The sequence below is a fragment of the Microvirga mediterraneensis genome, assembly GCF_013520865.1.
Classification (GTDB): Bacteria; Pseudomonadota; Alphaproteobacteria; order Rhizobiales; family Beijerinckiaceae; genus Microvirga; species Microvirga mediterraneensis.
In genome coordinates, this window is sequence record NZ_JACDXJ010000001.1 from 2,604,384 (window position 1) to 2,628,927 (window position 24,544).

At 62.3% G+C, this 24,544-nt stretch carries 27 protein-coding genes and 2 tRNA genes; 19 read left to right on the plus strand and 10 right to left on the minus strand.

What is annotated here, in order from left to right:
* The first annotated feature begins 2 nt into the window (after positions 1-2).
* The 4 genes from H0S73_RS12420 (at position 3) to H0S73_RS12435 (ending at position 5,279) form a co-directional block, all read left to right on the plus strand.
* Positions 3-752, plus strand: a complete 750-nt coding sequence (locus H0S73_RS12420; RefSeq protein ID WP_181052453.1) for a hypothetical protein — start codon at positions 3-5, stop codon at positions 750-752.
* A 69-nt stretch (positions 753-821) separates the two neighbouring features.
* On the plus strand, positions 822-1,358 hold the full coding sequence (locus H0S73_RS12425; protein ID WP_181052454.1) for an HNH endonuclease: 537 nt from the start codon (positions 822-824) through the stop codon (positions 1,356-1,358).
* 7 nt (positions 1,359-1,365) lie between these two features.
* Complete coding sequence (locus H0S73_RS12430) at positions 1,366-3,267, plus strand: cell wall hydrolase (RefSeq protein WP_181052455.1); 1,902 nt, start codon at positions 1,366-1,368, stop codon at positions 3,265-3,267.
* The gene (locus H0S73_RS12435) at positions 3,267-5,279 is read left to right on the plus strand and encodes a hypothetical protein (protein WP_181052456.1); all 2,013 of its coding nucleotides are present in this window, start codon (positions 3,267-3,269) and stop codon (positions 5,277-5,279) included. The genes H0S73_RS12430 and H0S73_RS12435 overlap by 1 nt, the downstream gene beginning before the upstream one ends.
* 237 nt (positions 5,280-5,516) lie before the next feature.
* Here the strand turns inward: H0S73_RS12435 and H0S73_RS12440 are convergent, their stop codons facing one another.
* Positions 5,517-5,792, minus strand: a complete 276-nt coding sequence (locus tag H0S73_RS12440) for a hypothetical protein (protein ID WP_181052457.1) — start codon at positions 5,790-5,792, stop codon at positions 5,517-5,519.
* 103 nt (positions 5,793-5,895) lie between these two features.
* On the opposite strand from H0S73_RS12440, the gene H0S73_RS12445 reads away from it, so the two are divergent.
* The 6 genes from H0S73_RS12445 to H0S73_RS12470 are packed head-to-tail and all read left to right on the plus strand — an operon-like array spanning position 5,896 to position 9,297.
* Positions 5,896-6,225 (plus strand): hypothetical protein, encoded by a 330-nt coding sequence (locus tag H0S73_RS12445; protein WP_181052458.1) that lies wholly within the window; start codon positions 5,896-5,898, stop codon positions 6,223-6,225.
* Positions 6,225-7,277, plus strand: coding sequence for a gp53-like domain-containing protein (locus H0S73_RS26100; protein WP_181052459.1), 1,053 nt, complete (start codon positions 6,225-6,227; stop codon positions 7,275-7,277). The genes H0S73_RS12445 and H0S73_RS26100 overlap by 1 nt, the downstream gene beginning before the upstream one ends.
* Positions 7,278-7,279: 2 nt before the next feature.
* The gene (locus tag H0S73_RS12455) at positions 7,280-7,699 is read left to right on the plus strand and encodes a hypothetical protein (protein ID WP_181052460.1); all 420 of its coding nucleotides are present in this window, start codon (positions 7,280-7,282) and stop codon (positions 7,697-7,699) included.
* 25 nt (positions 7,700-7,724) lie between these two features.
* Complete coding sequence (locus H0S73_RS12460) at positions 7,725-8,411, plus strand: glycoside hydrolase family 108 protein (protein ID WP_181052461.1); 687 nt, start codon at positions 7,725-7,727, stop codon at positions 8,409-8,411.
* The gene (locus tag H0S73_RS12465; RefSeq protein ID WP_181052462.1) at positions 8,411-8,965 is read left to right on the plus strand and encodes a hypothetical protein; all 555 of its coding nucleotides are present in this window, start codon (positions 8,411-8,413) and stop codon (positions 8,963-8,965) included. The genes H0S73_RS12460 and H0S73_RS12465 overlap by 1 nt, the downstream gene beginning before the upstream one ends.
* Positions 8,966-8,967: 2 nt before the next feature.
* Entirely contained in the window at positions 8,968-9,297 is a 330-nt protein-coding gene (locus H0S73_RS12470) for a hypothetical protein (RefSeq protein ID WP_181052463.1), read from the plus strand.
* A gap of 105 nt (positions 9,298-9,402) precedes the next feature.
* Here the strand turns inward: H0S73_RS12470 and H0S73_RS12475 are convergent, their stop codons facing one another.
* The 4 genes from H0S73_RS12475 to H0S73_RS12490 form a co-directional block, all read right to left on the minus strand.
* On the minus strand, positions 9,403-9,597 hold the full coding sequence (locus H0S73_RS12475) for a hypothetical protein (protein WP_181052464.1): 195 nt from the start codon (positions 9,595-9,597) through the stop codon (positions 9,403-9,405).
* Positions 9,598-9,723: 126 nt separating this feature from the next.
* Positions 9,724-10,095 carry a hypothetical protein gene (locus H0S73_RS12480; RefSeq protein WP_181052465.1) on the minus strand — a complete coding sequence of 124 codons (372 nt, stop codon included), beginning with the start codon at positions 10,093-10,095 and terminating at the stop codon, positions 9,724-9,726.
* A 78-nt stretch (positions 10,096-10,173) separates the two neighbouring features.
* Positions 10,174-10,569 carry a hypothetical protein gene (locus tag H0S73_RS12485; protein ID WP_181052466.1) on the minus strand — a complete coding sequence of 132 codons (396 nt, stop codon included), beginning with the start codon at positions 10,567-10,569 and terminating at the stop codon, positions 10,174-10,176.
* On the minus strand, positions 10,566-11,408 hold the full coding sequence (locus tag H0S73_RS12490; RefSeq protein WP_181052467.1) for a hypothetical protein: 843 nt from the start codon (positions 11,406-11,408) through the stop codon (positions 10,566-10,568). The genes H0S73_RS12485 and H0S73_RS12490 overlap by 4 nt, the downstream gene beginning before the upstream one ends.
* Before the next feature lie 174 nt (positions 11,409-11,582).
* Between H0S73_RS12490 and H0S73_RS12495 the strand changes: the two genes are divergently transcribed.
* The 3 genes from H0S73_RS12495 to H0S73_RS12505 all read left to right on the plus strand — a co-directional run bounded on the left by H0S73_RS12495 (position 11,583) and on the right by H0S73_RS12505 (position 12,099).
* A tRNA-Pro gene (locus H0S73_RS12495) sits at positions 11,583-11,659 on the plus strand.
* Positions 11,660-11,696: 37 nt separating this feature from the next.
* A complete protein-coding gene (locus tag H0S73_RS12500; protein WP_181052468.1) occupies positions 11,697-12,002 on the plus strand; it encodes an ETC complex I subunit in 306 nt (101 codons plus the stop codon).
* A 20-nt stretch (positions 12,003-12,022) separates the two neighbouring features.
* Positions 12,023-12,099: transfer RNA gene (locus H0S73_RS12505), tRNA-Arg, on the plus strand.
* Between the two features lie 10 nt (positions 12,100-12,109).
* Here H0S73_RS12505 and H0S73_RS12510 read toward each other — a convergent pair.
* A complete protein-coding gene (locus H0S73_RS12510) occupies positions 12,110-13,984 on the minus strand; it encodes a PHA/PHB synthase family protein (RefSeq protein WP_181052469.1) in 1,875 nt (624 codons plus the stop codon).
* Positions 13,985-14,320: 336 nt separating this feature from the next.
* Between H0S73_RS12510 and H0S73_RS12515 the strand changes: the two genes are divergently transcribed.
* Positions 14,321-14,728: a hypothetical protein gene (locus tag H0S73_RS12515; RefSeq protein WP_181052470.1), complete on the plus strand. Its 408-nt coding sequence runs from the start codon at positions 14,321-14,323 to the stop codon at positions 14,726-14,728.
* Positions 14,725-15,042 carry a c-type cytochrome gene (locus tag H0S73_RS12520; RefSeq protein ID WP_181052471.1) on the plus strand — a complete coding sequence of 106 codons (318 nt, stop codon included), beginning with the start codon at positions 14,725-14,727 and terminating at the stop codon, positions 15,040-15,042. The genes H0S73_RS12515 and H0S73_RS12520 overlap by 4 nt, the downstream gene beginning before the upstream one ends.
* A 68-nt stretch (positions 15,043-15,110) precedes the next feature.
* On the opposite strand, the gene H0S73_RS12525 is transcribed toward H0S73_RS12520, so the two are convergent.
* The gene (locus H0S73_RS12525) at positions 15,111-15,386 is read right to left on the minus strand and encodes a lipoyl synthase (RefSeq protein WP_181052472.1); all 276 of its coding nucleotides are present in this window, start codon (positions 15,384-15,386) and stop codon (positions 15,111-15,113) included.
* Positions 15,387-15,636: 250 nt separating this feature from the next.
* Between H0S73_RS12525 and H0S73_RS12530 the strand changes: the two genes are divergently transcribed.
* Positions 15,637-15,831 (plus strand): hypothetical protein, encoded by a 195-nt coding sequence (locus H0S73_RS12530; protein WP_181052473.1) that lies wholly within the window; start codon positions 15,637-15,639, stop codon positions 15,829-15,831.
* A gap of 108 nt (positions 15,832-15,939) precedes the next feature.
* On the opposite strand, the gene H0S73_RS12535 is transcribed toward H0S73_RS12530, so the two are convergent.
* On the minus strand, positions 15,940-16,926 hold the full coding sequence (locus H0S73_RS12535) for a phasin family protein (RefSeq protein WP_181052474.1): 987 nt from the start codon (positions 16,924-16,926) through the stop codon (positions 15,940-15,942).
* Between the two features lie 81 nt (positions 16,927-17,007).
* A complete protein-coding gene (locus H0S73_RS12540) occupies positions 17,008-17,205 on the minus strand; it encodes a hypothetical protein (RefSeq protein WP_181052475.1) in 198 nt (65 codons plus the stop codon).
* Between the two features lie 356 nt (positions 17,206-17,561).
* On the opposite strand from H0S73_RS12540, the gene H0S73_RS12545 reads away from it, so the two are divergent.
* Both H0S73_RS12545 and H0S73_RS12550 read left to right on the plus strand, forming a co-directional pair.
* Complete coding sequence (locus H0S73_RS12545) at positions 17,562-18,767, plus strand: efflux RND transporter periplasmic adaptor subunit (RefSeq protein ID WP_181052476.1); 1,206 nt, start codon at positions 17,562-17,564, stop codon at positions 18,765-18,767.
* The gene (locus H0S73_RS12550; protein WP_343058454.1) at positions 18,767-21,919 is read left to right on the plus strand and encodes an efflux RND transporter permease subunit; all 3,153 of its coding nucleotides are present in this window, start codon (positions 18,767-18,769) and stop codon (positions 21,917-21,919) included. Before H0S73_RS12545 ends, H0S73_RS12550 begins: the two co-directional genes overlap by 1 nt.
* Positions 21,920-21,937: 18 nt before the next feature.
* On the opposite strand, the gene H0S73_RS12555 is transcribed toward H0S73_RS12550, so the two are convergent.
* A complete protein-coding gene (locus H0S73_RS12555) occupies positions 21,938-22,312 on the minus strand; it encodes a hypothetical protein (protein WP_181052478.1) in 375 nt (124 codons plus the stop codon).
* Positions 22,313-22,460: 148 nt separating this feature from the next.
* Between H0S73_RS12555 and H0S73_RS12560 the strand changes: the two genes are divergently transcribed.
* On the plus strand, positions 22,461-24,506 hold the full coding sequence (locus H0S73_RS12560; protein ID WP_181052479.1) for a prolyl oligopeptidase family serine peptidase: 2,046 nt from the start codon (positions 22,461-22,463) through the stop codon (positions 24,504-24,506).
* Positions 24,507-24,544 lie beyond the last annotated feature (38 nt).

The window sequence follows — 24,544 nt, forward strand, 5'->3', positions numbered from 1 at the left end:
TCATGGCTTCACCGTTCTCGGGGTCGTCTGGAAGGCGGGCCTCTGTCGCGGTCGCGAACTATCTGAATGACCTTCAGACCACGCTTGACGGGCGTATCAAAGGTGGCGAGCAGCGCAGCATCGAGGCTCTGACCAACGGCTACAAGGACGCCTTCCAGAAGAACTCGGAAGCCTTCGCCCTTTATGAGCCGTACAGGACTCAGGGCATCGCAGCTCTGGGCCAGTATTCCGACGCGATCGGGATGAACGGCGCGGAGGGCAGTGATCGGGCCACAGCCGCTTTCAGGGCGTCCCCAGGGTATGAATGGCAGGTTGGCCAGGCGACGGACGCCGTTGCCCGCAAGGCTGGAGCCATCGGCGCACTTGGCTCCGGCAACACCATGGCGGCGATCTCGGACCGTGCCGGCCACATGGCTGATGCTGAGTATGACGACTATCTCGACCGGCTCAATGGCGTTGTTGGGCTCGGCTACGACGCCACAGGCCGTCAGGCTGGTATCACGCAGGACCGTGGGAACCTATTCGTTCAGAAGGGCCGGGATAAGGCGGGCGTCTATCAGCATGCCTCGGATCTCGGCGCCAGCACCATGCAGAGCACAGGCATGGCCACGGCAGATGCCCTTCAGGGCGGCATGATGGCAGGCCAGAATGCAGCGGCCAACCGCTGGGGCATGGGAATGAGCATTCTCAACCTGGGCGCCAACCTCGCCGGTGGCGGCGGGCTCAAGAACATCAAATCTCTGTTCGTTTAAGGAGAGCGGCATATGGCAAACTACGGACCTTTTGCTTGCGCAACGTATAGTTCCCAGTAAACTATCGTAATGACAAGCAAACAATCCCGCGCTCCGAAGCCGCTCCCGTCAGTTGATGCACTAAAGAGGGCACTGGAATACTTCCCCGACACAGGCGTCATCGTTTGGCGTCGGCGGGAGGATCGGGGCAAAGACTGGAATGCCCACTACGCTGGGAAAATCGCGGGTTGCAATTCAGGTAATGGTTATTTGCAGATCCGGTTTGAGGGCAAAGGCTATCGCTACCATCGGGTGGCATGGGCTCTGCATCACGGGGAAGATCCTGGCGACAGTCTGATTGATCATGCGGACGGTAACCCGTTGAACAATTGCATCAGCAATCTTCGTCTCGCTTCGCGTTCGGATAACCAACGAAACTGCAAGGCGCAGTCCGCGAAATGGCCCAAGGGCGTCAAGTTCGATCACTCTCGCCAGAAGTTCAAAGCACACATCAGGGTCAACGGCCGTCGCTTTGAAAGCCGGCGCTACGACACACCCGAGCAGGCGCACGAAGCATACAAGGCTATGGCACTGAAGTACCACGGCGAGTTCGCAAGATTTAAATGAGGTCGCGATGGCAAACTACGGACCAGCACTCTTAGATTTCAGCCCTATCGCGAACCTCGGGAATACTTTTCTGAAGGCACGTCGCGAAGCCCAGGAGCACGAGCAAAAGCAGCAGATCCGGCAGACCCTCGCCAGTCTCGGCACGGGGGAGCGGAGCTATGACGACATCGGCAAGACGCTTCTGTCGCTTGGCGAGCTCAATGGCGGCCTTGGCTTCCTCAAGCTCGGTCAGGAGGAGAAGCTGAGAGGAGCGCAGGCTGCGGCAGACCGTGAGGCCTACCGGCTGATCGGCGGCGGCGCGCCCACGTACAGCACATCGACCGGAACGCCTCGCGCCAACATCGACAACGGTGTTCACGTCGCAGAGACGGAAGAGGACGTGCAGCGCCTGGAACGCGCCATGGGCCAGAACACGGCGCCTGACCTCGATAAGGTCGTTCGGACGGTCTATGGCGAGGCCGGCAACCAAGGGGCCATCGGGCAAGCCGCCGTCGCGAACGTCATCGCCAATCGGGCGCAGCAATCAGGCATGACGCCGACTGATGTCGTTCTCGCCAAGGGGCAGTTCGAGCCTTGGTCGGATCCGGCCGCCCGTGCGCGCATGGAGTCGCTTGACCCGAACTCGCCCGAATACAAGCAGATTGCCGAGATCGCTCAAAACGCTCTGTCGGGGCGTGGCGCTGACCCCACAGGCGGGGCGGATCACTTCTACGCACCGAAGGCACAGGCCGCTCTTGGCCGCTCTGCTCCTGCCTGGGACAACGGGTCCGGCCGCGATATCGGCGATCACCGCTTCTTCCGGCTTGGATACGGACCTCAGGGCCCGGTGCAGGTTGCACAGGCCGATATTCCGGCAGCCGGCGCGCGGGAGGCTCAGGGCTTCGCCATCCCTGGCCAGGCGCAGGAAGCGGCTCAGTCTCCGCGCATTGCCAACCTCGAAAGGGCTTTGGCCAATCCGAACCTGTCGGAGAATGCACGTCGCACCCTGCAAGCCCGATTGGATCGAGAGTACAAACTGTTCGATGAGGCCCGGAAGCCAAACGTCACGACGCAGGTAATCAATGGGCGCGTCGTCCTTGTGGATCAGAACGCGCGGACGGCCATGGATATCACGCCTGAGGGCCTGCCTTCGGGCTATCGTCCCATGACCGCGCAGGAAAAGCAGGCATTCGGTATTCCCGAAAACACAGGCGCCATGATCGGCCCGGATGGGAAACCCGCGAGCCTGCCCGGAACTGCCAGCACGAAGGTCGAACTCCCCAAGGCCGAAACCAAGTACGACGAGGGCCAGGGCAAGGACTACAGCGACCTCATGACGAGCCTGCAGAAAGCAGGTCGATCGGCTGCAGGAACGAAGAACACTCTTCGCCTGATGGCGCGCCTTACTGAGGACGAGAACTTCTATTCCGGCTTCAACGGAGAGCGAGCGCTGACCGCGAAGAAGTTCCTTGCTTCTCTTGGCGTTGTCGATCCGAAGGCGACGGCTCCGACCGAGGTATTCAGCAGTCTCGTCAATGATGTCGTGCTCGGCAAGTTGGGCGGCTCACTAGGCGCCGGCGTGTCGAACTCGGACGTTGGCTTCCTCCAGTCCACCGCTCCGAACCTGGCGAACACGAGGGAAGGCAACCGCCTCCTGATCGCCATCACTGAAAAGATGATGGACCGTCAGCATGCGGTGGCGAAGCTCGCACGAGACTACGCCAAGAACAATGGCGGGCGCCTCGATGTCGGCTTCGAAGACGAACCTGCCACTTGGGCTGATCAGAACCCGCTCTTCACCGAGCAGGACTTCCAGGCGGCCCCGGCGGCCATGAACGGTTCCCCCGTCGGACGAACGGCGCTTTCGCCGCTCAATCCGGGCGAGAAGCGTGAGGTTCGTCCGGGCGTCACCATCCAGAGGCTGCAGTAATGGCTAAATTCAGGATCACGCACGAGGGCGGCGCCTACGTTATCGACGCCCCCGACGAGAATGCGGCCATGGAGGCGCTGAACTCGCTTGGGGGCAGCAAGCCGGCCAAACCAGAAGTCGGAGCGCTCCAGGCTGGCAATCTCGGCATCCAGCAGGGCGTGACCCTCGGCTTCGGCGACGAGATCATGGCGGGCGCCATGGTCCCGGCAGAACTCATCAAAGGCGCCATCACAGGCGAGGACAGCGGCAAGGGCCTGGATCGCATCAGCGACGCCTATAGCCGCAATCTCGCCCGAGAGCGCGGAAAGCTGGAAGCCGCTCGTGAGCAGCACCCGGTTATGACTGGCGTGGGCGAGGTGGCGGGCGGTCTGGTGACAGGCGGTCAGCTTGCTCGTGGTGGCGCCACGCTCATGCGGCCGGGGCAGAGCCTGCCGAAGATGGTTGGCGCTGGGGCTGTAGAGGGTGCCGCTTATGGCGCTGTCGGGGGCTTCGGCGAAGGTGAGGGCGGGCTTGAGAATAGACTTTGGGACGCTGGTGGCGGAGCGGTCGCGGGTGGAGCTATCGGCGGCGCTGTGCCTCTTCTCGCCCGTGGTGTCGGCGCTGGCGTGTCGGCTGTCCGCGATCGCATGGCGGCATCCCCTGCACAACGCCTGCTCTTGGAGGATATAGCCGCAGAGGGCGTGACCCCCGCTGAACTCGCGACGCGGCGGCAGGCACTCGGTCCTGAGGGCATGCTCGCCGATACCTCCGAGACGCTCCGTCTCCGGGCTGAGCAACTCGCACAATCCGACAATCCGGCCCGACCCGGGGTCATGGAGGCTCTACAGGGGCGCAATGCTCGCGCCGGGGATCGGATCAACTCGGCATTCGACGAAGCAGCTGGTCCGCGCCCTGACGTGCGGCAGACGCTCGACGACATCATCGCGAGGCGGTCGTCCGAGGCGGACCCGCTTTACAGGCAGTCTCTTGATCGGCCGATAGTCTGGACCGACCGCCTGCAACAGTTCATCGACGATCCAATAATGCGGCGCGGCCTTGCGCAGGGCGTACGCATCCAGCGTCTTGAGGCTCTGGCAGAAGGTCGCCCCTTCAATCCGCACGACTACGCCATCGTGGACTTTGATGCTGCCGGGGATCCCATCGTTGGCCAGGTGCCAAACATGCGGACGCTCAATGTCGCCAAGAAAGGGCTTGACGCTCTAGTCGAGGGCTCTCGGAACCAGTTCGGGCGCCTGACTGAAGAGGGCCGCGCACTTGACCAGGTGCGCCGTTCATTCCTGAGCCAACTCGACGCCATGAACCCTGATTACGCAGCGGCTCGGCAGTCATGGCAGGGGAACTCCGAAGTGCTAGAGGCCTTCCAACGCGGGCGCGAGATTTTCGGCAGCGGAACCCACCCGGATTTCCTCGCGGCAGAGATCAACGATATGTCAGAGGCCGGGCGAGAGGCTTTGCGCCTCGGCGTGCGCGCCGCGGCTGATGAGGCCATGGGGCGGGTTCGCAATGGCGCCCTGAAAGGCCGCACGCTGCTCGACTCCGACTGGAACGAGCGGAAGATCCTTCAGGCGCTCGGTGAAGAGGACGGCCGCGCCCTCATCAACGCCCTGACCGGAGAGCAGGAGATGGCGGCCACGGCCAATCAGGCCCTTGGCAACAGCGCCACCTCCCGCCGCATGGATAACCCCTTCCGGAAGCAGCAGAAGACGGATGACCGGGCCGGGATCGTCAAAAATGCCCTTAATATGCGCTTCGGTGACGCCTTCTCACGCTTGGGCGAATATGCTGGAGATGCTTACGCAGGCCGGCGCATCAGCAATCTCGCTCGGGATGTCGGGCCGCTGCTGACGGCTCGCGGCGCTGAGGCGGATAACGTGGTTCAGGCTCTTATCGACGCTCAGACCCGTCGTTCAGGCGTTCAGTCCGCCGCTCCCGTTCTGGAACAAAGAACTCGGGATCTGCTGTTTGGCGGTGCTCGCGCTCGTCCGCTATCGGTGATGGATCTCGGCGGTTAGAGCGGCGCTCGAACCACATTCCGAGGAAGAAACCGATCAGTGCGCCGAGGGCGCCATATCGAAGGCCTGCCCCCGCGAACTCATCGACCGCCCATCTCACGCCCATCACGTAGGGGATGAGGACGGCAAAGAACAGCACCAGCATAAGCAGGCGCCATTTGTCGAAGATGGGTTCGCGGCTCATTCAGAGAATATGCCTATGAGCTGGGGAGGGTGCAATGACCCTCCCCGTAAGACTTACCAGCGATTGCCGCGATGACGGGTCTCACCAGTCCCATAGTTGTAGTAGTTGCCGGAATTGCGGTTATAGGACCAGGAATTGCCGCTGCTGTCCGTCCCGTAGGTCGTGCTGCCAGAGCTGCGGGAATTCCAAGAGCTCCCCGTGTTGGAGTTATAGCCGCTGCTGTAGCCGCCCGAGCCATAGTAGCAGTTGCCGTAGCGGTCGCACTTCGCAAAAGCGGACGTTGAAGCGAGCAGAGTTGCCGCCCCGATCAGAATACCAACGATCTTCATATCAGCCTCCCAGGTGAGGCCGGAACATTAGCAGTTCCCGGGAAGAAAACGACTCAACCCAAAGTATAGGCCGCATCACCTGGCGGCTTTCTATGGAGCCTCCATGGCCAATACAGCCCCCTATGAGGTGAACGTCACCGGTACGGACGACGAGACGTTCCTCTTCGCACTCCCGTTCGAGAACTCGGACGGCACAGCCTTTCCCTTCGCCGATTATGAAATCGAATACTCCCTCAAGGAGAGAGGCGGGGCGCGCCTGCTCCTGACCCAAGGGAACGGTATCTCGATCGATAACGGGAGCGTCGTTTTCAGTGCCGCCCGCCCCATGGGACGCGGCACCTATGAGCATGGCTGCCGGGTGCGCCGGATCGTAAACGGTCAACTGGTTCAAGTCTTCGACGGCACGGTCACCATCGGTGAGGGGAATTTCTAATGCGCGTCCAGATCCGCCCGCGTGGTCCATCCTCTGTCAAACTTAAGTTCACGCCTGGACTGCCTGGCCCTCAGGGGATCCAGGGCATTCAGGGAAGTCTTTGGTACTCGGGGAACGGGGCGCCGAGCGCGGCCTCTTACCGTGTCGGTGATTGGTATCTGAACATTGCCACTGGCGATGTCTACGAGAAGACAGCCGACGCCGCCTGGACCTTCCGCGATAATCTGACTGGCCCTCAGGGGCTTCAAGGCATCCAGGGTATTCAGGGCCTAAAGGGCGATCCGGGTATCCAAGGCATCCAGGGTATTCAGGGTGTCCAAGGTGACAAGGGTTGGTCCCCTGTCCTGGCTGTCGTGACTGACAGCACCCGGCGCGTGCTGCAGGTTGCTGATTGGGCCGGTGGGGCAGGGACTAAGCCTGCAACCGGGGGCTATATCGGCGCAACGGGCTTGGTGGCGGCGATCGCAAACGCCGTAGACATTCGCGGCCCAGCTGGCCCGCCGGTGAGTGTCGACAGCATAGACAACACGTTGCTGGCCAATATGGCTGTCAACACGATCAAGGGGCGTGTCACGGCAGGAACGGGCGATCCCGAGGACCTGACGCCCGCACAGGTCAAGACGGTCATCGGTAGCGCGAGTGAGGCCGCGACGGGTGTTATCGAGATCGCCACCCAAGCCGAAACGAATGCCGGCACAGACGATGTGCGCGCCGTCACTCCCAAAAAACTGCGAGCCGGCTTTGCGATTAGCCTTGGAGTTAATGGTTACATTGCACTCCCTACCTGGCTGGGCGGCTTGGTTTTCCAATGGGGCGCGTCCTTAAATGCGGCGAGCGACTATCGCGTGACCCTTCCGATGGCTTTCCCAACTTCATGCTTGGGTGTGTTTATGAACCAGACCTATAGTGTCGACCCCTCACAGTTTATTGGGATTTCCACAAGCGGCCTTACAACGACGGGGTTTGACATAAGAGGTCGAAATCTCCTGAACGGCGGTTCGCTCACTGTCCAGGGCAATATTCCTGTGGTCTGGTTTTCGCTGGGATATTGATGATGAGCAAAAAAGCGGTCTTTGACGAGAACGGGCTCCCGCTGGGGTTCTATGATCAGAGCATCCATGGCGATGCCATCCCGGCAGATGCGATCGAGATCACTAACGAGCAGTGGCGCGAGTTCATCGACCATCAGGGACAGCGCAGGTTCGTAGACGGCGAGGTTGTCTCATATGAGCCGCCCCCGCCGCAGGCTCCTCCGAGCCGTATCTACAAGGCTCCCATGTTCCGCAAGATGACGGATGCCGAGTATGAGGCTTATCTGCAGATCAGGGGCGGCTTCCCACCGCGGCTACAGGCGATCTTCGACGCGGCTGAGTATCTGTCACCGGATGATGAGTTCTGGCCGGATCTCGTTGCTGCTGCCGAACAGGCATACGGCGTTGAACGGGCCGCCGAGATCCTAGCCCCGAACGCCTAAACCCTCCCCACATCACGAGGACATCATGACCACCGAGACATTCGGGCGGGCGCTTTCGCTCGTCCTCAAGCACGAAGGCGGGTACGTCGATCATCCGAAGGATCCGGGCGGCGCCACCAACCGAGGGATCACGCTGACAACCCTAAGTGCTTGGCGAGGGCGCAGGGTCTCCAAGGCAGAGGTCAAAGCCCTCACCGTAGAGGAGGCCGGTGCTATCTACCGAGCCAACTACTGGAATGTAGTGAAGGGCGATGATCTGCCAGCCGGCCTGGATTATGCAGTCTTCGACTTTGCTGTGCTCTCGGGTCCTGCGCGAGCTGCAAAGCATCTTCAGGCCTTGGTTGGGACCAAGGCCGATGGGGTGATTGGCCCTCAGACCCTGGCGGCGGTGCGAGCTGGACAGCCAGCCGATCTCGTCCGGAAGCTGACCAAGTCTCGGTTTGAGTTCCTCTCCTCACTTCCGACCTGGCCGGTCTTTGGCAAGGGCTGGCGTTCGCGAATTGTGGGGGTAGAGCAGCAAGCGCTCGCCATGATCACAGCGCCCGCCGCTCCTGCTCCAGTGCCACCACCACCCGGCTCTGAACGCGCTCCAGCGCCCCCCCCTCCCGGCATCGACCCTGCTCCGGTCCCCGTCTCCCAGCCCGCCACTTCAGGCGGGCTTTTTGCTGCCCTCAAAGGCCTCCTGGAAGCCCGTTTCGGAAAGAAGGCATGATGTCACCGATCATTGGCTTGCTCCTTCAATACGCTCCCGAGTTGATCGGCATGTTCGCCGGCGACAGGGCGGGCGCCGCAGCCGGCAAGGTCGCCGATGTCGCCAAGGTTGTGTTTGGGACAGATGACCCGAAGGCGGCACAGGCCCAAATCCAGGCGGCTCCGAAGCTTGCCGAAGTCTTTGTCGAGCAGGCCAGGCCCGCCCTTGAGGTCTTCCGTCTGGAACTCCAGGACGCGCAATACGCCCGGCAGCAGGCGATCCCCCTGGCGCAAACCGGCCCGGCGATCTCCTGGGGAGCGCCGCTCGTCTCGATCCTGGTCACGGTGATGTTCGTCGGTGCTCTGTACCTTGTCCTATCCCTGCCTCTCGCCCTGGACGAACGACAGGCGACCGTCGCCAACATCCTGCTCGGCGTCCTCGGGGCGGCCATGACGCAGGTGATCAACTACTGGCTCGGCAGTTCATCGGGCTCCAAGCGGTCGGGCGACGCCGTTCGGACCATTGCCGAGCGGGCCATTGCTGAGACGGTCCTGCCCCGAAAGGTGGGGCCTTAAGAATGCAGTTCAGCTGGGACATCAACCTCTCAACCATCTTCATGATCGGAGGGACTGCGCTCGCCCTCATACGGTTCTGGATCCAGGCAGAGCAGAAGGCCGTCCAAGCCGACAAGCGGGCTACCGCGGCTGAGGAGAAAGCGGACAAGGCTCACGAGAAGATCGCCATCCTGCAGGCTTCCGTGAATGCCTATCAGGTCACCCAGGCGGAGCGCCTCGTCTCTCGAGAGGTTCTGCGAGAGGTTGAGGGACGGCTGGCAGGCTCGATCGAGAAGCTCGGAGACCGGCTGGACAGTCTGCTTCGGGAGGTTATCCAGCACCGGGGAGAGTAGGGACCATCCACCCTTGCCGCCAAGCTTCCCGACTCTATGTCGTGCCCTCCCAGGAGATGCGGCACATCACCTGAAAGGCCTCGTCGGCTCACGCTGGCGGGGCTTTTACGATCTCCACCCCGGCGGCATAGGCAGATCCTTGTAGGGCACGCCCCAAGCCGCATTCCGCACGGCATCTGCCTTCACGCCATAGAGGCGGCCGATCTTGGTCCATCTCCTGTCGCCCACAGCATAGCGTAACCGGATATCGAGAACCTGCTCGACGGTCAGCTTGTGGGAGTTCTTCTTGGGCCTGCTCATCCGTATTCGACTCAACGAGAACGAATAAGGAACATGGCGCTTGAGCAGGAGTGAAGTCGAGTCCTAGCAATAGGGGTGGGGGGGAGGCTGTGGAAACAGTGGATAGTGGCTGCCGCTCGTTCTCGGCTATTCCTTAGTTCCTTCTAGAGGGGGAAGGACGGGCGTCCCGGCTAAAGCCGTCGCGCTGGCAGGCTTCGCCCTCAGCTCCTTCGGATCTTCGCCGTTCCGGTGCTCATCGCTGACGCGGAGGGCGGCGCCGATCATTTCAGCCCATACCCCGCGTGCCCACTTCCTGCACTCGCCCGTTCCGCAAGCGTCGACCATCCCCTCTGTCGGCTCCCGCATGGCCTCAATGGCTAGTCGGGCAGCTCTGTAGGCCCTTCGCTTCTCCTGCGGGTGGTCGTCATTGTCGAACATGCGGCTTGCGAACTCGCCATCGTCAGGATGGTAGTTCGTGCTGAAAATGGCCCTCGCAACCTTCTCCACCATCTCACTCATAGCCACCTCCAACCCTGCGATTGCGTGATCCCTGCATTGCGCTACGAGCGCGAAGCGCGGAGGTCACATAATAAAATCTCATTTCATCCTCCCAGCAGCGATAGGGGAAGGGAGGAACGGCGCCCACATCGTCATGGCGTATTCGAACCTGGGTTGGAGCCATTCCTTGATCGCCGCCTCATCGGCCCGGCAGACATGGACTTCCGCCGAGAGAAGCAGGGCTTTCCGCTGACCAACGAACTGAACGAGGAAGCGGGCGTGGCGGTAATAGTCGTCGCCACTGTACTCCCCGAGATCCCAATCGCTGCCCTCGCGCCAGTCCCACCGGACCACGTAGTTGTAATCAAGGCCCGAGTCGCCCCATTCGCTCAGAAACTCAGCCCATGATTTGAACTCGGTATGGCAGTCGCGGGCGTAATAGTTGCCCTCGGTCATGTAATAAGGGTGCTTAGCCTGCCAGAGGTGTCCGCTCATCCCGTTCTCCCGGATACAAGAGGGGCGGGGAGAGCGGCAATGAACGTCATCCCGTTCTCGGCGCAGTAGCGGCGGAAGGCTGGTTCGTGGAGTTCCCCAGGCTTCATGTCGATGGCATGCCCTAGGGTGCCTCCCTTCCATGATCCCTTGCGGCGGCCGGTCCCGCCCGAGAACTGGATGTCGAGCGAACGGCGGATCTTCGGGGCTCGGAAGAACGATAGCCACTTGAACCAGCCGGTCCCGAAGCGCCATTCCCGCTCCTCGATCCGGGTCTTGGCGGTCAGTTCCTCCCCGTCATAGTCCGTGAAGGCGAACGTCATTGACGGGCAAGCCTCTTGAGCGGCGTGGATGGCCTCCCAATCATAGCCTCGGCCAAGCCGCATATCCCTTTCGGGCTCCGTCCAGAAGTGCTCTCCGTCAAGCCCGTACATGCTGTGGCGAACGTGCCGCCATTGCGTCCAGGGCAGGAACTTCGACCAGCTCTTAGTCGTGCTGCTGTCATGGGTCTGAGGGCCAAGGAAGACCTGTAGGAACCCTTCGGAGCACGAGAAGCCGTATTCTCGCTCGTGCGTGTCCCAGTACCAGTCCCGGCCAAGGCGGGCGACCGTCGCCGCATCCCAGGAGGTGGCAAAGACCTTCTGGCGCCATGGCTTGATGATCGGGGGCAGGGCGACAATCAAAGTGTGCCCGAATGCGCTCGCCCTCAGGCGGCACCCCGGATAATCGTCATCGTCCCCAGAGCCAAGCACGAGGGCAAGGCGCTTGTACTGCCGCTCTCGCGCGTAGGTGAACGGGCCAAAGTAGCGGTCGTTGTCGCTCCAGCGGATTGCTCTGCTCATGACGCCCTCCAGCCTGCGAGAGGGGCGGGAACGCCTCGGGAACATCCCTGGGACTTTTCCTGGGACTTTCGGTCCCACATCGGTCCCATGGGTTCCTTTCTGTTCCCAAACCGGAACAGTAGGGCTTGCCTTGGTGTTCTCAAATCGATAGAGAAACCAAGCTGTTGAGGATTACGGGGTGTAGCGCAGTCTGGTAGCGCATCTGCTTTGGGAGCAGAGGGTCGCGGGTTCAAATCCTGCCGCCCCGACCATCTTCACCGGATGAGTCTTGGAGAGAGTCCAAAACCAATGCCTGCACGGATCTATAAGCCCGCCAAGTCCGCAACGCAGTCCGGCATGGCCCGGACCAAGCAGTGGCTTCTCGTTTTCGAGCAGGACAAGCCTCGCGAGATCGAGCCCCTGATGGGCTGGACGAGTTCGGGCGATACCCGACAGCAGCTCCGCCTGTGGTTCGACACCAAGGAAGAGGCCATGGCCTATGCCGAGCGCGAGGGCATTGCCTATAGGGTCGAGGAGCCGCGCGAGGTCAAGCGGCGGGCGATGTCCTACTCCGACAATTTCAAGTTCAACCGAGTCGGCCCCTGGACCCACTAAGGACAAGGCGCCGGTCGGATGGCTCCGTAGCTCAGCTGGATAGAGCAGCCGCCTTCTAAGCGGCAGGTCGTAGGTTCGAGCCCTACCGGAGTCGCCATTCCCTTGGATCAGGCCTGAAGCACATAGGTGCCGGGCGCCTCGCAGAGAGCCGGGTAGCCTTGTGCCGGTGCCCCCATGGGCGGCGGAGCTGTCAGCTCGCCGGAATGGGAGACGAGCCAGCGCACCCATTCCGGCCACCAGGATCCCTCGAAACGAGGCGCGATCTTGATCCAGGTGTCGGGATCCAAATAATGCCCCGAGGCGGACCGCGTCAGCACCTGGAAGCTGCCTCCCGTCCTGTTGGGATCGGCCACGATGCCGGCATTGTGCCCCCCGGTCGTGAGAAGGAAGGTCACGTCGGTATCGGCCAGGAGATGGATCTTGAACGCCGAGCGCCATGGCGCAACGTGATCGCGCTCGGTTCCGACCGCGAAGATCGGCATGCGGATGTCGCGGATCGCGATGGGGCGGTCGTCGACGAGAAAGCGTCCTTCGGCCAAGTCATTGTTGAGGAAGAGCTGCCGCAGGTAGTCGGCATGCATGCGGTAGGGCATGCGGGTCGCATCGGCGTTCCAGGACATCATGTCGTTGAGCGGCGTGCGCTCGCCCAACAGGTAGTGCCGAATGAGCCGTGACCAGATCAGGTCGTTCGAGCGCAGGAGCTGGAAGGCGCCGGACATCTGCCGCGTGTCCAGATAGCCCTGGCTGCGCATCAGATCCTCGAGGAAGTGGAGCTGGCTCTCGTTGATGAAGAGCGTCAGTTCTCCGGCCTCGCGAAAATCCGCCTGTGCTGCCAGAAGCGACAGGGTTGCCAGGCGCCTGTCTCCGTCCCGTGCCATGGCGGCCGCCGCGATGGAGAGAAGCGTGCCGCCGAGGCAGTAGCCGACCGCATGAATCCTGCGATGGGGCAGGACGGCATTGACCGCATCGAGCGCCGCCATGACCCCGAGCTTGCGATAATCGTCGAGACCGCGATCCCGATCCTCGGCTGTCGGGTTCTTCCAGGAGATGATGAAGACCGTGAAACCCTGGTCGGTCAGATAGCGCACCAACGAGTTCTCGGGCGAAAGATCGAGAATGTAATATTTCATGATCCAGGCCGGCACGATGAGGAGCGGTTCCGGCCGGACCTTCTCCGTCGTTGGACTGTACTGGATCAGCTCGATGAGGGTGTTGCGGTAGATCACTTCGCCGGGCGTGACGGCCACCTTGCGGCCCGGCCGGAAGGATTCTGTGCCGGCCGGCGGCTTGGAGCGAATGATCCTCTCCCAGTCGTCGACGAAGTTGCGAAGGCCCTGAAGAAGGTTCTGCCCGCCAGTCTCCAGAATGCGCCGCTGCACGACCGGATTGGTCGCGATGAAATTGGACGGCGACACCATGTCGAGGACCTGGCGCATGGCGAACTCCACCACCGCTTGGTGCTGCTTGGTCACCCCATCCACATCGGTCGTGGCGTTGTCCCACCATTGCTGCTGCAGCAGAAAGCCCTGTTGAATGACGTTAAAGGGCCAATGCGACCACTCCTTCTCGGTAAAGCGGTGGTCTTGGGGGAGCGGCTGAATGCATGGCTCAGTGATGCCGCCATTGATCGCGCACCGGGAGGCGAACTGCGTCAGCCGTGCCCATTTTCTCGCGGCTTTCGTGGCGAGCTCGACCTGCTTGCCCGGAGAGATCGCAAGATGCACGCCCCAGTCCATGAACGCATCGATGATGGCTGCCGGTGAAAGGCCCGCCGTCAGATGGGCGAGACCGGCATGGGTGGTGTGATCGAGCGCATCCCGGAGCTGATGCAGTTCGGCATCGTCCCAGGGCTCCGGCGAGGGAGGCGGCGCGGAGACCCGAGCGCCCGCCGCGCCGGCGTTGGGGGCCAGCACAGGCCGCATGGATTGTTGAGAGACTGGGATCTGACGATCCTTGGACTTGGAGGATGCATGAGGCGGCATCTCAAACTCCGGGACTTCTCGCCCTGACAGGAGGCAACGGTCACAGTATGGCCGCCGCTCAAGACTGTTCCTTGCGGTGAATCAATTGTTGTGTTCTTTTTTTGTTCACGCCATGCCCGATGCGGGAGGGCGAGCCGGCCCCCTGTTGCTGCGGGCATCCCATGACGCTGTCTTTAGAGGTACCCAATAGATCTTCCACGAGTTTGTCCGGACAGCTTATCGTCGTCCCGCTCATGCCTCATTTTGACGTGAATCAAAGCAGGCGGAGGATTCAATCCTAAGCTTTGCCTCGAGGGCCATGGCCGAGAGAGGCCGGCTCGATGTCGGGAGGGACAATTGCTGTATCACATCACCCTTCATCTTGCCCGCAACAAGCAGTTTCCGGAAGGCAGCCCGAGCTACGGCTATGAGCTGACCGCGCCGCTCGACGCTGACGGACACCTGGATCAGGAAGAATGGGCACGCAAGAGATCTCTGTGCCGAGTCCGCCGCTTCTGGGGCAACGAGGGCGAACGCCAGGGAGTCTTGATCCACCGCCCAGGCGGCTCCGGTGGCGCGACCTGGATGATTGATTACAACCAGGGCCGCTTCGGCGACGAGGAAGCGGGCTATCATCTCAACCAGCATCGTTTCGTCGAAGGTGAGTACGTCACCATCCAAGATGAGGACGAGAAACCTTATACCTTTGAAATCGTTTCGGTCCGGCATGCGGAGCCGTCGCCAGCGGAGGGACGCCGGATATGAGATTTATCGTCATCTGCGGTCTCGGGCTCGTTCTCGGAGCGACGAGCGTCATGGCCCAAGCCGGGCGGATCCAGCGCGGGCAGACTTTCGCGCAGACCAACTGTTCACAATGCCACGCGATCGGACGGATAGGCGAGAGCCCCATTCCCGAGGCGCCGCCCTTCCGGACGCTGCATACCCGTTATCAGATCGAGGACTTGGCAGAGGCCTTCGCGGAGGGCATTACGACGGGTCATCCCTCCATGCCTCAGTTCCAGCTCGATCCCGCCCAGATCAACGACCTCATCGCCTATCTGAACTCCATCCAGGGCTAACTTGGCCTAGGCATTTTGAAACGCTCAGCTTGAATAATGAGGTCTAAAACAGTCATTGGGACCTCCGCTCAGGCGAATGTCTTCTCGATCCGGGAGCGTAGAACCGTGAGTTCCTGGACGTAGGGAGCTCGCCGCTCGCGGTGCAGCCGCCAGAGCCGGTCGATCATCTCGCTTTTGCGGTCCTCGTCAGCTTCGCTGTGCCTGATGAAATCGAGGCTTTTCTCGTAAGCGAAATCGATGTCCGCCAGATCGGCCAGCAACGATTGGAGCTGAGGAAGAATGTCGGGAGAGTAGAATTTATCGGTGCGCGATACCTTTTGGAAATGCTCGGCGTCTGAGTCCATAGCTTCCTCCGACGGTATTCTCTTAGGCTTGATGTCCTTACGCGACCAACATGGATTAAATATATGACGGTGATCTGTATCGGCGGCATGACGTTGCGGAACGCGATCTCGATATAACCATGCACGACACGATGGCCGCAAGCTTTGATTCCGATCAAATCTTCCGAAGAAGTTTCTGCCAGGGTGATTGCCCGATTTTCGGCCGAGCCGTGTAGGATGATGATCCCCGCGCGTGGCCTTGGAGGCATTTATGATCGGATGGGTCGTTCGGTTCTTGATGATTGCGGCCGGTGTCGTGACCGGGTGGTTCGTGGCCAAGGATGCGCCGATCTTCGGCGTGGCGCAGGTCATGGTGGCCCTGCTCCTTCTCACGTTCATCGTCGCAGTCCTGGCTTTCTGGCCGCACCGTTGGACAAGCGCCTTGAACCGCTCGGTGAAAGACTGACGGGAGGACCCCATGGCGCTTGGCTCCCAGGATGACGACCGGGGCGCCAAGCGCGCATCGGATGTTACGTGGTGGGCAGAGCGCAACTCTTTCGGCCAGCATGCTGCGCTAGGCAGCCCGGTTGGCGCGTTCCGCGAATTGTTTGACCTCGACTGTTGCCGAGCGCGTCGTTTCGCCTGCCAGTTGCATCATAAGTTCGGCCATGCGCCGGCTATTGTCGATGGTCTGCTCCACGTTGTCCCGGATGAGCGAGCCATGAATGGCCACGAACTCATTCATGGAGCGGCATCGGGTGAGAGCGTTCAAACCTTCGAGGTTAGTCTGCAGGCGCTTTTGACTGAGCTCCAGCCATTCTCTCGATACATCCTGGAGGCCCATGGCCAGATGGGCATTGGATTGTCCCACGGCCCTGAGATTTCCCGCACCCTGGTCGCTGAACGCGCGAGCCTCGCCGTTGGGGCGGGCGTACATCTGCATCGCTTGCCCAGTCGAGCGGCGAGCCAATTCGGAGAACAACCCGAAGCTGGTCTGTATGGCCTGCTGCATGGCCTGGGCGATACTCTGAGCGTTCTCCGTTCCGGTCTTCACGGTTTCGGCAAAGTCGTCGCTCATCCGCTGAACGGTTTCGACCTGATCGCGCACACGGCGCGCTTCGAACCTCTTCGTCTCGTCGATTGCCGCCATTTCATCCTCCACCTTCTCTGCGACCGCTTCCGCCTCATCGTCGCTCAAGACCTTGAGCACGGCCGGTAGAAGCTCCTTCCTGTCGTCGCGGATGTGCTGCTGGAAAACCCTTCTCAGTTCGGCCACCTTGGAGAGAAACTCTCCCGTGTTCTTCGGCATGCGCTCCAGATCCGTCAGAAGCGTGTTGGTTTCCTCGTTGTCGTCGAGGGCCTGCCGGACGAGATCGTCCATCCCATGCCGGCGAAGGACTGGCAGGAGATGCTGCTCTTGCAGCGCTGCGAGGAGCCTCAGCTCTTCCTGCAGGTCCGTGAACAGGCGTTCTCGGGATTTCACGGCACTGTCGGACGTGGCGAGAAGCTTTTCGAAGAGGTCTCGCGCCTTGTCGGGTGGCGTCTGGGTTATTTTTCTCATGGTGCTGATCCGTTCGCAAACGTCATGTGAAATACGGTCCTGCGCGGAGCGCAGCCGTCCAGGTGCAGAATGGGATGCTGCCTAATGCTGGAGGCCTAACGGCCAGGGAGCAAAGAGGTTCGGCCGTCTCCACAGGACGAAATGGTCCTGCACGGCGAGATCCAGACGCGTGTCTTTTTCCAGAAGCGCAATTTGAGCTTCGATGGCCTTGAGCTCACGTTCGAGCTTGGCGGTCCGGCGAGTTTCGGAGGAAACGATCTTTCTTTTCTTGGTCTTCATCAAGCACTCCATGGTCCGGCGCAGCCCGCTGCATCCTCGGAAGGAGCGGACAGCGTGCGGATGGCCATGTTGGTGCCCCCTGCGATGAGTTCATTCTGTCGTTAGGCTGAATGATACTGAGTCGCGCCTATCCGTCTGTCAGGAACCCGACACAAAGAAAGAAATTGTTAACGCAGGTTAAAGTGCCGCAGGCGCGTGCTCCCGGCAGCCTATCGGCCTTTGCGGCTCCGGCGGAACCCGCGCATGGCCAAGGTGTTCACCCTTGAGGGTGGGGATCCGCCGGCGGCCGCTCGCCCCACGATGTCATAAAGGTCAGTCCTTCAAGGCGCCGAGCCTGAATGAGTCCGGAGGGTCGGGTGATCAAGCGCATTCTCCTGGTCGTCATGGCCGGCGCGGCTCTTGCTGCGGCAGGCTACTTTTTCATGATCCGCACACCACGTCAGGCGCCGCCGCAGCAAACGGCGTCCGCCACGCTGCCGGTCCCCCAGGTCGGTATCGTGGTCGTTCGGCCCACTGAAGTGCCGTACCCGGTGGAGTATGCGGGCCGCGTCTCCGGTTTTCGCGACATCGAAGTCCGGTCCCGCGTAGGCGGGCTGCTGCTTAAGCGCGAGTTCGACGAGGGGGCTCGCGTCACGCAGGATCAGGTGCTCTTTCGCATCGATCCGGCACCCTATGAGTTGGCCCAGAGTCGGGCGGAGGCTCAGCTGCAGCAGGCCCAAGCGGCCGTCCGTCAGGCCGAGGAGAACTTCAACCGGATCGAGCAGCTCGTCCGCCGGGGCGTCTCGACGGCGGCCCAGCTTGAGGATGCCCGCTCCCAGCGGGATCAGGCCAGGGCCGGGGTTCAGCTCGGTGAGGCGGAGGTCCAGAACGCGAAGCTGAACCTGAGCTACACCACCATCACGGCGCCGGGAACCGGGGTCACGGCACTGGAATCGCCGCCAGTCGGAGCGCTCATTCAGGCGCAGCAGACGCTTCTGACCACCATCTCCCAGATCGATCCGGCCTACGTGATCTTCTCCTTCACCGACGAGGAGGGCAGGGCGTTCCGTGCCCTGAACGAAAAGCGGGAAAAACCGATCTCTGAAAGAGATCTGACGGTCGAGCTTCAATTCGCCCAGCAGGGCAAGTATCCGCAGACCGGCAAAATCGACACCGCCGCCCAGCGGGTTGACCTCCAGACCGGGACGATCCAGGCCCGGGCGGTCTTTCCGAACCCGGACGGACTGCTGCTGCCGGGCCAGTTCGTCCGGGTTCGTCTCATGGGCATCACCTTGCCGGATGCCATCGTCGTTCCGCAGCAGGCCGTCAGCCAGGGGCCGCAGGGACCTCTGGTCTATGTGGTCGGCGAGAACAATATCGCGCAACCGCGCCCGATCCGCCTCGGTCCCGAACTGACTTCAGGCTGGGTCGTGCAGGACGGCCTGAAAGGCGGGGAGAGGGTCATCGTCGACGGGGTCATCCGCGTCAGGCCGGGCCAGCCGGTCAGGCCCGTGGAGATGGATCCGAAAGCCGCGCAGACCACGGCCTCTCCGGGCGGCCCGGGATCCGGGGGGCAGCCATGATCTCCAAATTCTTCATCGACCGTCCTATCTTCGCGTCGGTTCTCTCCATCGCCATCGTGCTCATCGGCCTGATCGCCATGCGCATTCTGCCGGTTGCGCAATATCCCGAGATCGTGCCGCCCCAGGTGGTCGTCTCTGCCAATTATCCGGGCGCGAGTGCCGAGACCATCGCCGAGACCGTCGCTGCTCCGCTGGAGCAGCAGGTCAACGGTGTCGAGGACATGATCTACATGCAATCGACCTCCACCGGCTCGGGGACGATGAGTCTGTCGGTCTACTTCCAGACTGGAACGGATGCCGACCAGGCGACGATCAATGTCAACAATCGTGTCCAGCGGGCCACGGCCGTCCTGCCCGAGGAGGTGCGGCGGCAGGGCGTGACCGTGACCAAGCGCTCGTCCTCGATCCTCCAGATCGTCGCCCTGTCCTCGCCCGACCGGCGCTACGACACGATCTACATCTCCAATTATGCGCTCATCAACATCATCGACGAGCTGCGCCGCACACCGGGCGTCGGTGACGCATCGCTCTTCGGCGCATCCGACTATTCCATGCGCGTCTGGCTCCGGCCCGACAAGCTTGCCCAGTACAACCTGACGCCGGGCGACGTCGCCGCCGCCATCCGCGAGCAGAACGCACAATTCGCCGCCGGGCGCTTCGCGGAGGAGCCGACACCGGGGAGGCAGGCCTTCACCTATTCGGTCACGACCCAGGGTCGCTTCGCCGACCCCCGCGAGTTCGAGCAGATCGTCCTGCGCTCGGACGAGAACGGTGGCGCGCTGAGGTTGAAAGACGTGGCCCGGGTCGAGCTCGGATCGCTGAACTATTCCACACAATCGACCCTCAACGGGGCGCCGACGGTGCCTATCGGGATTTATCTCCAGCCTGGAGCTAATGCGCTCAGCGTTTCGGCCGCGGTCGATGCGACGATGAAGCGCCTCTCACAGCGCTTCCCCGATGGCCTGCGCTACGACGTTCCCTACAACACGACGAAGTTCATCCAGGTCTCCATCGACGAGGTGGTCAGGACCTTCGCCGAGGCCATCGTGCTCGTCGTGCTCGTCGTCTTCCTCTTCCTGCAGAACTGGCGCGCGACCCTGATCCCGCTGCTGGCCGTTCCGGTCTCCATCATCGGCACCTTCGGCGGCATGTATGTGCTCGGCTTTTCGGTCAATCTCCTCACGCTCTTCGGCCTCATCCTTGCCATCGGCATCGTGGTCGACGACGCGATCATCGTGCTGGAGAATGTCGAGCGCATCATGTCGACCGAGCACAAGCCGCCGCGCGAAGCCGCCATCCAGGCCATGCAGGAGGTGAGCGGACCGGTGATCGCCGTGGTGCTCGTGCTCTGCGCGGTCTTCATCCCCGTATCCTTTCTCGGGGGACTGGCCGGAGAGCTCTACCGGCAATTCGCCGTGACGATCGCCGTCTCGGTGGTGATCTCCGGCATCGTGGCGCTCACCCTGACGCCCGCCCTGTGCGCGATCCTGCTCAAAGAGGGACACAGTGAGCCGTGGCTGCCGTTCCGGGTCTTCAATCGCGGTTTCGACTGGGTGATGCGGACCTTCACCACCGGCACGGCCTACTTCCTGCGCCACGCCGTGATCGCCCTCGTGCTGATCGGCGGGATGCTGGGGGCGACTTGGTGGCTGTTCGAGCGGGTGCCGGGCGGCCTCGTGCCGGCGGAGGATCTGGGCAATGTCTTCGTCGTCACCGCGCTGCCGCCCGCGGCCTCCCTCGACCGCACCCTCGACATCACCGCGAAGGTGAGCCAGGAACTCAAGGACAATCCCGCCGTCGCAGACGTGGTGACGATCGCCGGATTCGATCTCCTGTCGGGAGCTCAGAAAACCAATTCCGGCGTGTCCTTCGTGACACTCAAGGACTGGTCTGAGCGAAAGGACCCACGCCTCGACGCGCGCAATCTCGCGCCGGCTTTCGCGGGCCTGAACGTCAATTTCCGCGACGGCGTCGTGTTCGGCTTCAACCCACCGCCGATCACCGGCATGAGCACCACGGGCGGCTTCGAATTCTTCCTGCAGGATCGTTCGGGCGGTTCTCTCGAAAGCCTCTCTCAGGCGGCGCAGCAGGTGGTCCAGGCCGCGCGAGAGCGGCCCGAACTCGCAGGCGTCTCCACGACGTTCAACACGAACGTGCCGCAATACCGCATCGACGTCGACCGCGACAAGGCGAAGGCGCTCGGCGTGCCGATCTCGGCGATTTTCGACACGATGCAGAGCACGTTCGGCAGTCTTTACGTGAATGATTTCGGGCTGTTCGGGCGGACCTATCGGGTGAGCCTGTCGTCCGAGCCTCAGTTCCGGATGAGCCCGAACGATCTGCAGCACGTGTTCGTGCGGTCGGACAAGGGCAATATGGTCCCGCTCAGCGTCCTCCTCTCCACGTCCCGCATCGTCGGGCCGGATGTGGTCGACCGCTTCAATCTGTTCCCCGCCGCCAAGATCCAGGGCAATCCGGCGCCGGGATATTCATCCGGGCAGGCGATTGCCGCGATCGAGCAGATCGTGTCGCAGAAACTGTCCTCCGACTATTCCATCGGCTGGACGGGATCTGCCTATCAGGAACTGCAATCGGCAGGCACCGGATCCCAGGGCTTCCTCCTGGGCCTCGTCATGGTGTTCCTGATCCTTGCGGCGCAATACGAGCGGTGGTCTCTGCCGTTCGCCGTCATCACGGCCGTGCCCTTCGCGGTCTTCGGCGCCATCGTGGCGATCTGGCTGCGCGGGATCGAGAACGACATCTATTTCCAGGTCGGCCTCGTCACCCTCATCGGTCTGGCGGCCAAGAACGCGATCCTGATCGTCGAGTTCGCGTCCGAGCGCCACAGGGCAGGGGAAAGCGTCTACGATGCCGCCCTGGATGCTGCCCGCCTCCGCTTCCGCCCTATCGTGATGACGTCTCTCGCGTTCATCCTGGGTGTCGTACCGCTTGCGATATCGTCGGGTGCGGGTTCCGCGAGCCGTCACTCGGTCGGCACCGGCGTCATCGGCGGTATGCTCGCCGCAACCTTCCTGGCCATCCTCTTCGTGCCGCTGTTCTTCCGTCTGGTGACGCGGGAGCGGAAGCGGAAGCGGGCCGACAAGGCGGGCGCGCCCGTCATGCCCGAATCCGCGCCGGCGCGGGAGGTTTGATCGCCGCAGCCCGGCCCGTCAGCGCTTGCGCAGACGCTCGATGGCCTCCTTGTGCGCGGCGGGATCGACATCGTATTCCGTCGCCAGACGTTGGATTTCGGCCTGCCTGTCTTCGGCGGAGAGCCGCGGGTTCAGGCTCGCGACGGCCGCCAGGAAGGACGCCCCCGCGAAAACCGGGTCGCGCCGCCTCGCGGTCTGCTCGCGCTCCTTCTTCAATTCGGCTTGACGCTGCTTGTAGGTTTCGAGCGGCCCGAGAGCCCTCAAGGCCCGATTGCGCAGGGCCGGGAGCGGAAGATCGTGCTCTCCGGCGATATCCGGCAAGGCCTGTTCCGGATCTTCTCCGGCCATAAGGGCTTCAGCGAGTTCTTCAAGTGCGGATACGAATGGATCCATAGTGGCCCCTTTGAAATTCTCTATCGTCAACGGATGGTGATCGATCCGGTTCTGAGCACAGGTGTTGCGCACGGCTTGGCGTGACCAATAATCCCTCCAACCGATTCTCGCCCGCCGAATATCATCAACCTGAACGGAACGCGCAGTCATGGCCGAACGGATGCAAGCACACCACGATCCCTATCTCTGGCTGGAGAACGTGGAAGGCGAAGAGGCCCTTGCCTGGGCGCGTGCCCATAACGAAATCACGAAAGCGGCCCTGTGCGATGCGGCCTTCGACGCCGACAGGCGGGCGCTCTACGAGATATCGACCCGGCCGGACAATATCCCCTTCATCACCAGGAGGCGTGGCTGGCTCTACAATTTCTGGCAGGATGCCGACCATGTGCGCGGCTTGTGGCGGCGCACCTCGATGGACGAGTACCGCAGGGCGGAGCCGTCTTGGGAAACGGTCCTCGACATCGATGCCTTGGCGCGCGCCGAGGGGGAAGACTGGGTCTGGAAAGGCTGTGGCACGCTCGAGCCCGAGCAGCGCTACGGCCTCGTCAGCCTGTCGCGAGGCGGCGCCGACGCCGTCGAACTGCGCGAGTTCGACCTCATCGAGAAACGTTTCATAGAGGACGGCTTTGCCCTTCCCGAGGCCAAGGGCGGAGCCACCTGGCTCGACAGGGACCGGCTGCTGGTCTCCACGACGCTCGGCGAGAACGCGGCGACGGCCTCCGGCTACCCCCGGACAATCCGCCTCTGGCAGCGCGGCTTGGACTTCCAGCAGGCGCCGGTGGTCTTCGAGGGCGAGTTCAACGACATCTACATCTCGGCCTCCGTCGACCTCGAACCCGGCTACGAGCGGGTGTTCTATCGGCGGCAGATCACGTTCGAGGAGGGGATCAGCTATCTCGCCCGGGAAGGGGGCGAGCCTCTCCTCATCGACCTTCCCCGCGATGCCAGGTTCGATGTGGAGAAGGACTGGCTGGTCGTGAAGCTGAAGAGCGAGTGGGTTCTGCCGGAGCGCACCTATCCGGCCGATGCGCTGCTGGCCATCAGCTTCTCCCGCTTCATGGCAGGCGACCGTCGCTTCGAGATGCTCTTCGAGCCGGGTCCCAGGCGTGTGCTCTCCGGCTTCTGGTGGACCAAGTCCCGGCTGATCCTGACCGTACTCGACAATCTCGCGAGCCAGATCTGGCTCGGCGTGCCGGGCGAACCTTGGCACCTGGAACGCCTTCAGGGGCTTCCGGATACCGCAGCGGTGCACTCTATGTCGCTCGATGCCGGGCAGCTCGAACGCACGGATGAATTCCTGCTCTCGATCTCCAGCTTCATCGAGCCTACCAAGCTGGCGCTCGTCACCGAAGACAAGCAGGTCGAGGTGCTCAAGGAAGCGCCTGTCGCCTTCGATGCCTCAGGCTTGGAGGTGACGCGACACGAAGCCGTTTCGGTCGACGGGGAGAGCATCCCCTATTATCAAATCGGCCCGAAGAACCAGCAGGGGCCGCGCCCGACGGTGCTTTACGGCTATGGCGGGTTTTCGGTGTCGATGACGCCGGGCTATCTCGGCGGCATCGGCAAGACCTGGCTGGAGCGCGGCAATGTCTGGGTCGTCGCCAACATCCGCGGCGGCGGCGAGTTCGGGGCCGCGTGGCACAAGGCCGGCATGCGGGAGGGCAAGCGCCTCTCCCATGACGACTTCGCCGCCATCGCCCGGGATCTGGCGCGGCGCGGCGTCACCACGGAGAAGCAGCTGGCGGCCTATGGCGGATCGAACGGGGGGCTGCTCGTCGGCAACATGCTCACCCGCTACCCTGAGCTTTTCGGCGCCATCTGGTGCACGGTGCCGCTCCTCGACATGCGGCGCTACACGCAGCTTCTGGCGGGACCGAGCTGGGTGGCGGAATACGGCGATCCCGAGCGCCCGGAGGATTGGGCCTATATGGCGGGCTTCTCCGCCTATCAGAACCTCGCAGAGGGGCGCTCCTATCCGCCCGTCCTGCTCGTTACCTCGAGGCGTGATGACCGGGTTCATCCGGGCCACGCCCGCAAGATGGCGGCTAGGTTGGAGGCCATGAGGCAGCCGGTCTTCTTCTACGAGCCGGACGACGGTGGGCATGGAGCGGCGAACAAGGAGCAGGCGGCCTTCCTGTCGGCCCTGGGGCTCTCCTTCCTCAGGAAAACACTTGGTGCCAAGGAGGCAACCTGAGGCATTCTCCTGCTCGACAGGGGATAAGCTGTTGCAAA

Excerpts from the sequence above, each read along its gene's own strand:
- H0S73_RS12535 (WP_181052474.1), bottom strand. The coding sequence starts at position 16,926 with ATGAGAAAAATAACCCAGACGCCACCCGACAAGGCGCGAGACCTCTTC.
- H0S73_RS12510 (WP_181052469.1), bottom strand. The coding sequence starts at position 13,984 with ATGCCGCCTCATGCATCCTCCAAGTCCAAGGATCGTCAGATCCCAGTC.
- H0S73_RS12500 (WP_181052468.1), top strand. The coding sequence starts at position 11,697 with ATGCCTGCACGGATCTATAAGCCCGCCAAGTCCGCAACGCAGTCCGGC.
- H0S73_RS12465 (WP_181052462.1), top strand. The coding sequence starts at position 8,411 with ATGTCACCGATCATTGGCTTGCTCCTTCAATACGCTCCCGAGTTGATC.
- H0S73_RS12435 (WP_181052456.1), top strand. The coding sequence starts at position 3,267 with ATGGCTAAATTCAGGATCACGCACGAGGGCGGCGCCTACGTTATCGAC.
- H0S73_RS12475 (WP_181052464.1), bottom strand. The coding sequence starts at position 9,597 with ATGAGCAGGCCCAAGAAGAACTCCCACAAGCTGACCGTCGAGCAGGTT.
- H0S73_RS12460 (WP_181052461.1), top strand. The coding sequence starts at position 7,725 with ATGACCACCGAGACATTCGGGCGGGCGCTTTCGCTCGTCCTCAAGCAC.
- H0S73_RS12440 (WP_181052457.1), bottom strand. The coding sequence starts at position 5,792 with ATGAAGATCGTTGGTATTCTGATCGGGGCGGCAACTCTGCTCGCTTCA.
- H0S73_RS12480 (WP_181052465.1), bottom strand. The coding sequence starts at position 10,095 with ATGAGTGAGATGGTGGAGAAGGTTGCGAGGGCCATTTTCAGCACGAAC.
- H0S73_RS12555 (WP_181052478.1), bottom strand. The coding sequence starts at position 22,312 with ATGGATCCATTCGTATCCGCACTTGAAGAACTCGCTGAAGCCCTTATG.
- H0S73_RS12520 (WP_181052471.1), top strand. The coding sequence starts at position 14,725 with ATGAGATTTATCGTCATCTGCGGTCTCGGGCTCGTTCTCGGAGCGACG.
- H0S73_RS12560 (WP_181052479.1), top strand. The coding sequence starts at position 22,461 with ATGGCCGAACGGATGCAAGCACACCACGATCCCTATCTCTGGCTGGAG.
- H0S73_RS12470 (WP_181052463.1), top strand. The coding sequence starts at position 8,968 with ATGCAGTTCAGCTGGGACATCAACCTCTCAACCATCTTCATGATCGGA.
- H0S73_RS12425 (WP_181052454.1), top strand. The coding sequence starts at position 822 with ATGACAAGCAAACAATCCCGCGCTCCGAAGCCGCTCCCGTCAGTTGAT.
- H0S73_RS12525 (WP_181052472.1), bottom strand. The coding sequence starts at position 15,386 with ATGGACTCAGACGCCGAGCATTTCCAAAAGGTATCGCGCACCGATAAA.
- H0S73_RS12490 (WP_181052467.1), bottom strand. The coding sequence starts at position 11,408 with ATGAGCAGAGCAATCCGCTGGAGCGACAACGACCGCTACTTTGGCCCG.
- H0S73_RS12420 (WP_181052453.1), top strand. The coding sequence starts at position 3 with ATGGCTTCACCGTTCTCGGGGTCGTCTGGAAGGCGGGCCTCTGTCGCG.
- H0S73_RS12445 (WP_181052458.1), top strand. The coding sequence starts at position 5,896 with ATGGCCAATACAGCCCCCTATGAGGTGAACGTCACCGGTACGGACGAC.
- H0S73_RS12455 (WP_181052460.1), top strand. The coding sequence starts at position 7,280 with ATGAGCAAAAAAGCGGTCTTTGACGAGAACGGGCTCCCGCTGGGGTTC.
- H0S73_RS12430 (WP_181052455.1), top strand. The coding sequence starts at position 1,366 with ATGGCAAACTACGGACCAGCACTCTTAGATTTCAGCCCTATCGCGAAC.
- H0S73_RS12530 (WP_181052473.1), top strand. The coding sequence starts at position 15,637 with ATGATCGGATGGGTCGTTCGGTTCTTGATGATTGCGGCCGGTGTCGTG.
- H0S73_RS12485 (WP_181052466.1), bottom strand. The coding sequence starts at position 10,569 with ATGAGCGGACACCTCTGGCAGGCTAAGCACCCTTATTACATGACCGAG.
- H0S73_RS26100 (WP_181052459.1), top strand. The coding sequence starts at position 6,225 with ATGCGCGTCCAGATCCGCCCGCGTGGTCCATCCTCTGTCAAACTTAAG.
- H0S73_RS12540 (WP_181052475.1), bottom strand. The coding sequence starts at position 17,205 with ATGAAGACCAAGAAAAGAAAGATCGTTTCCTCCGAAACTCGCCGGACC.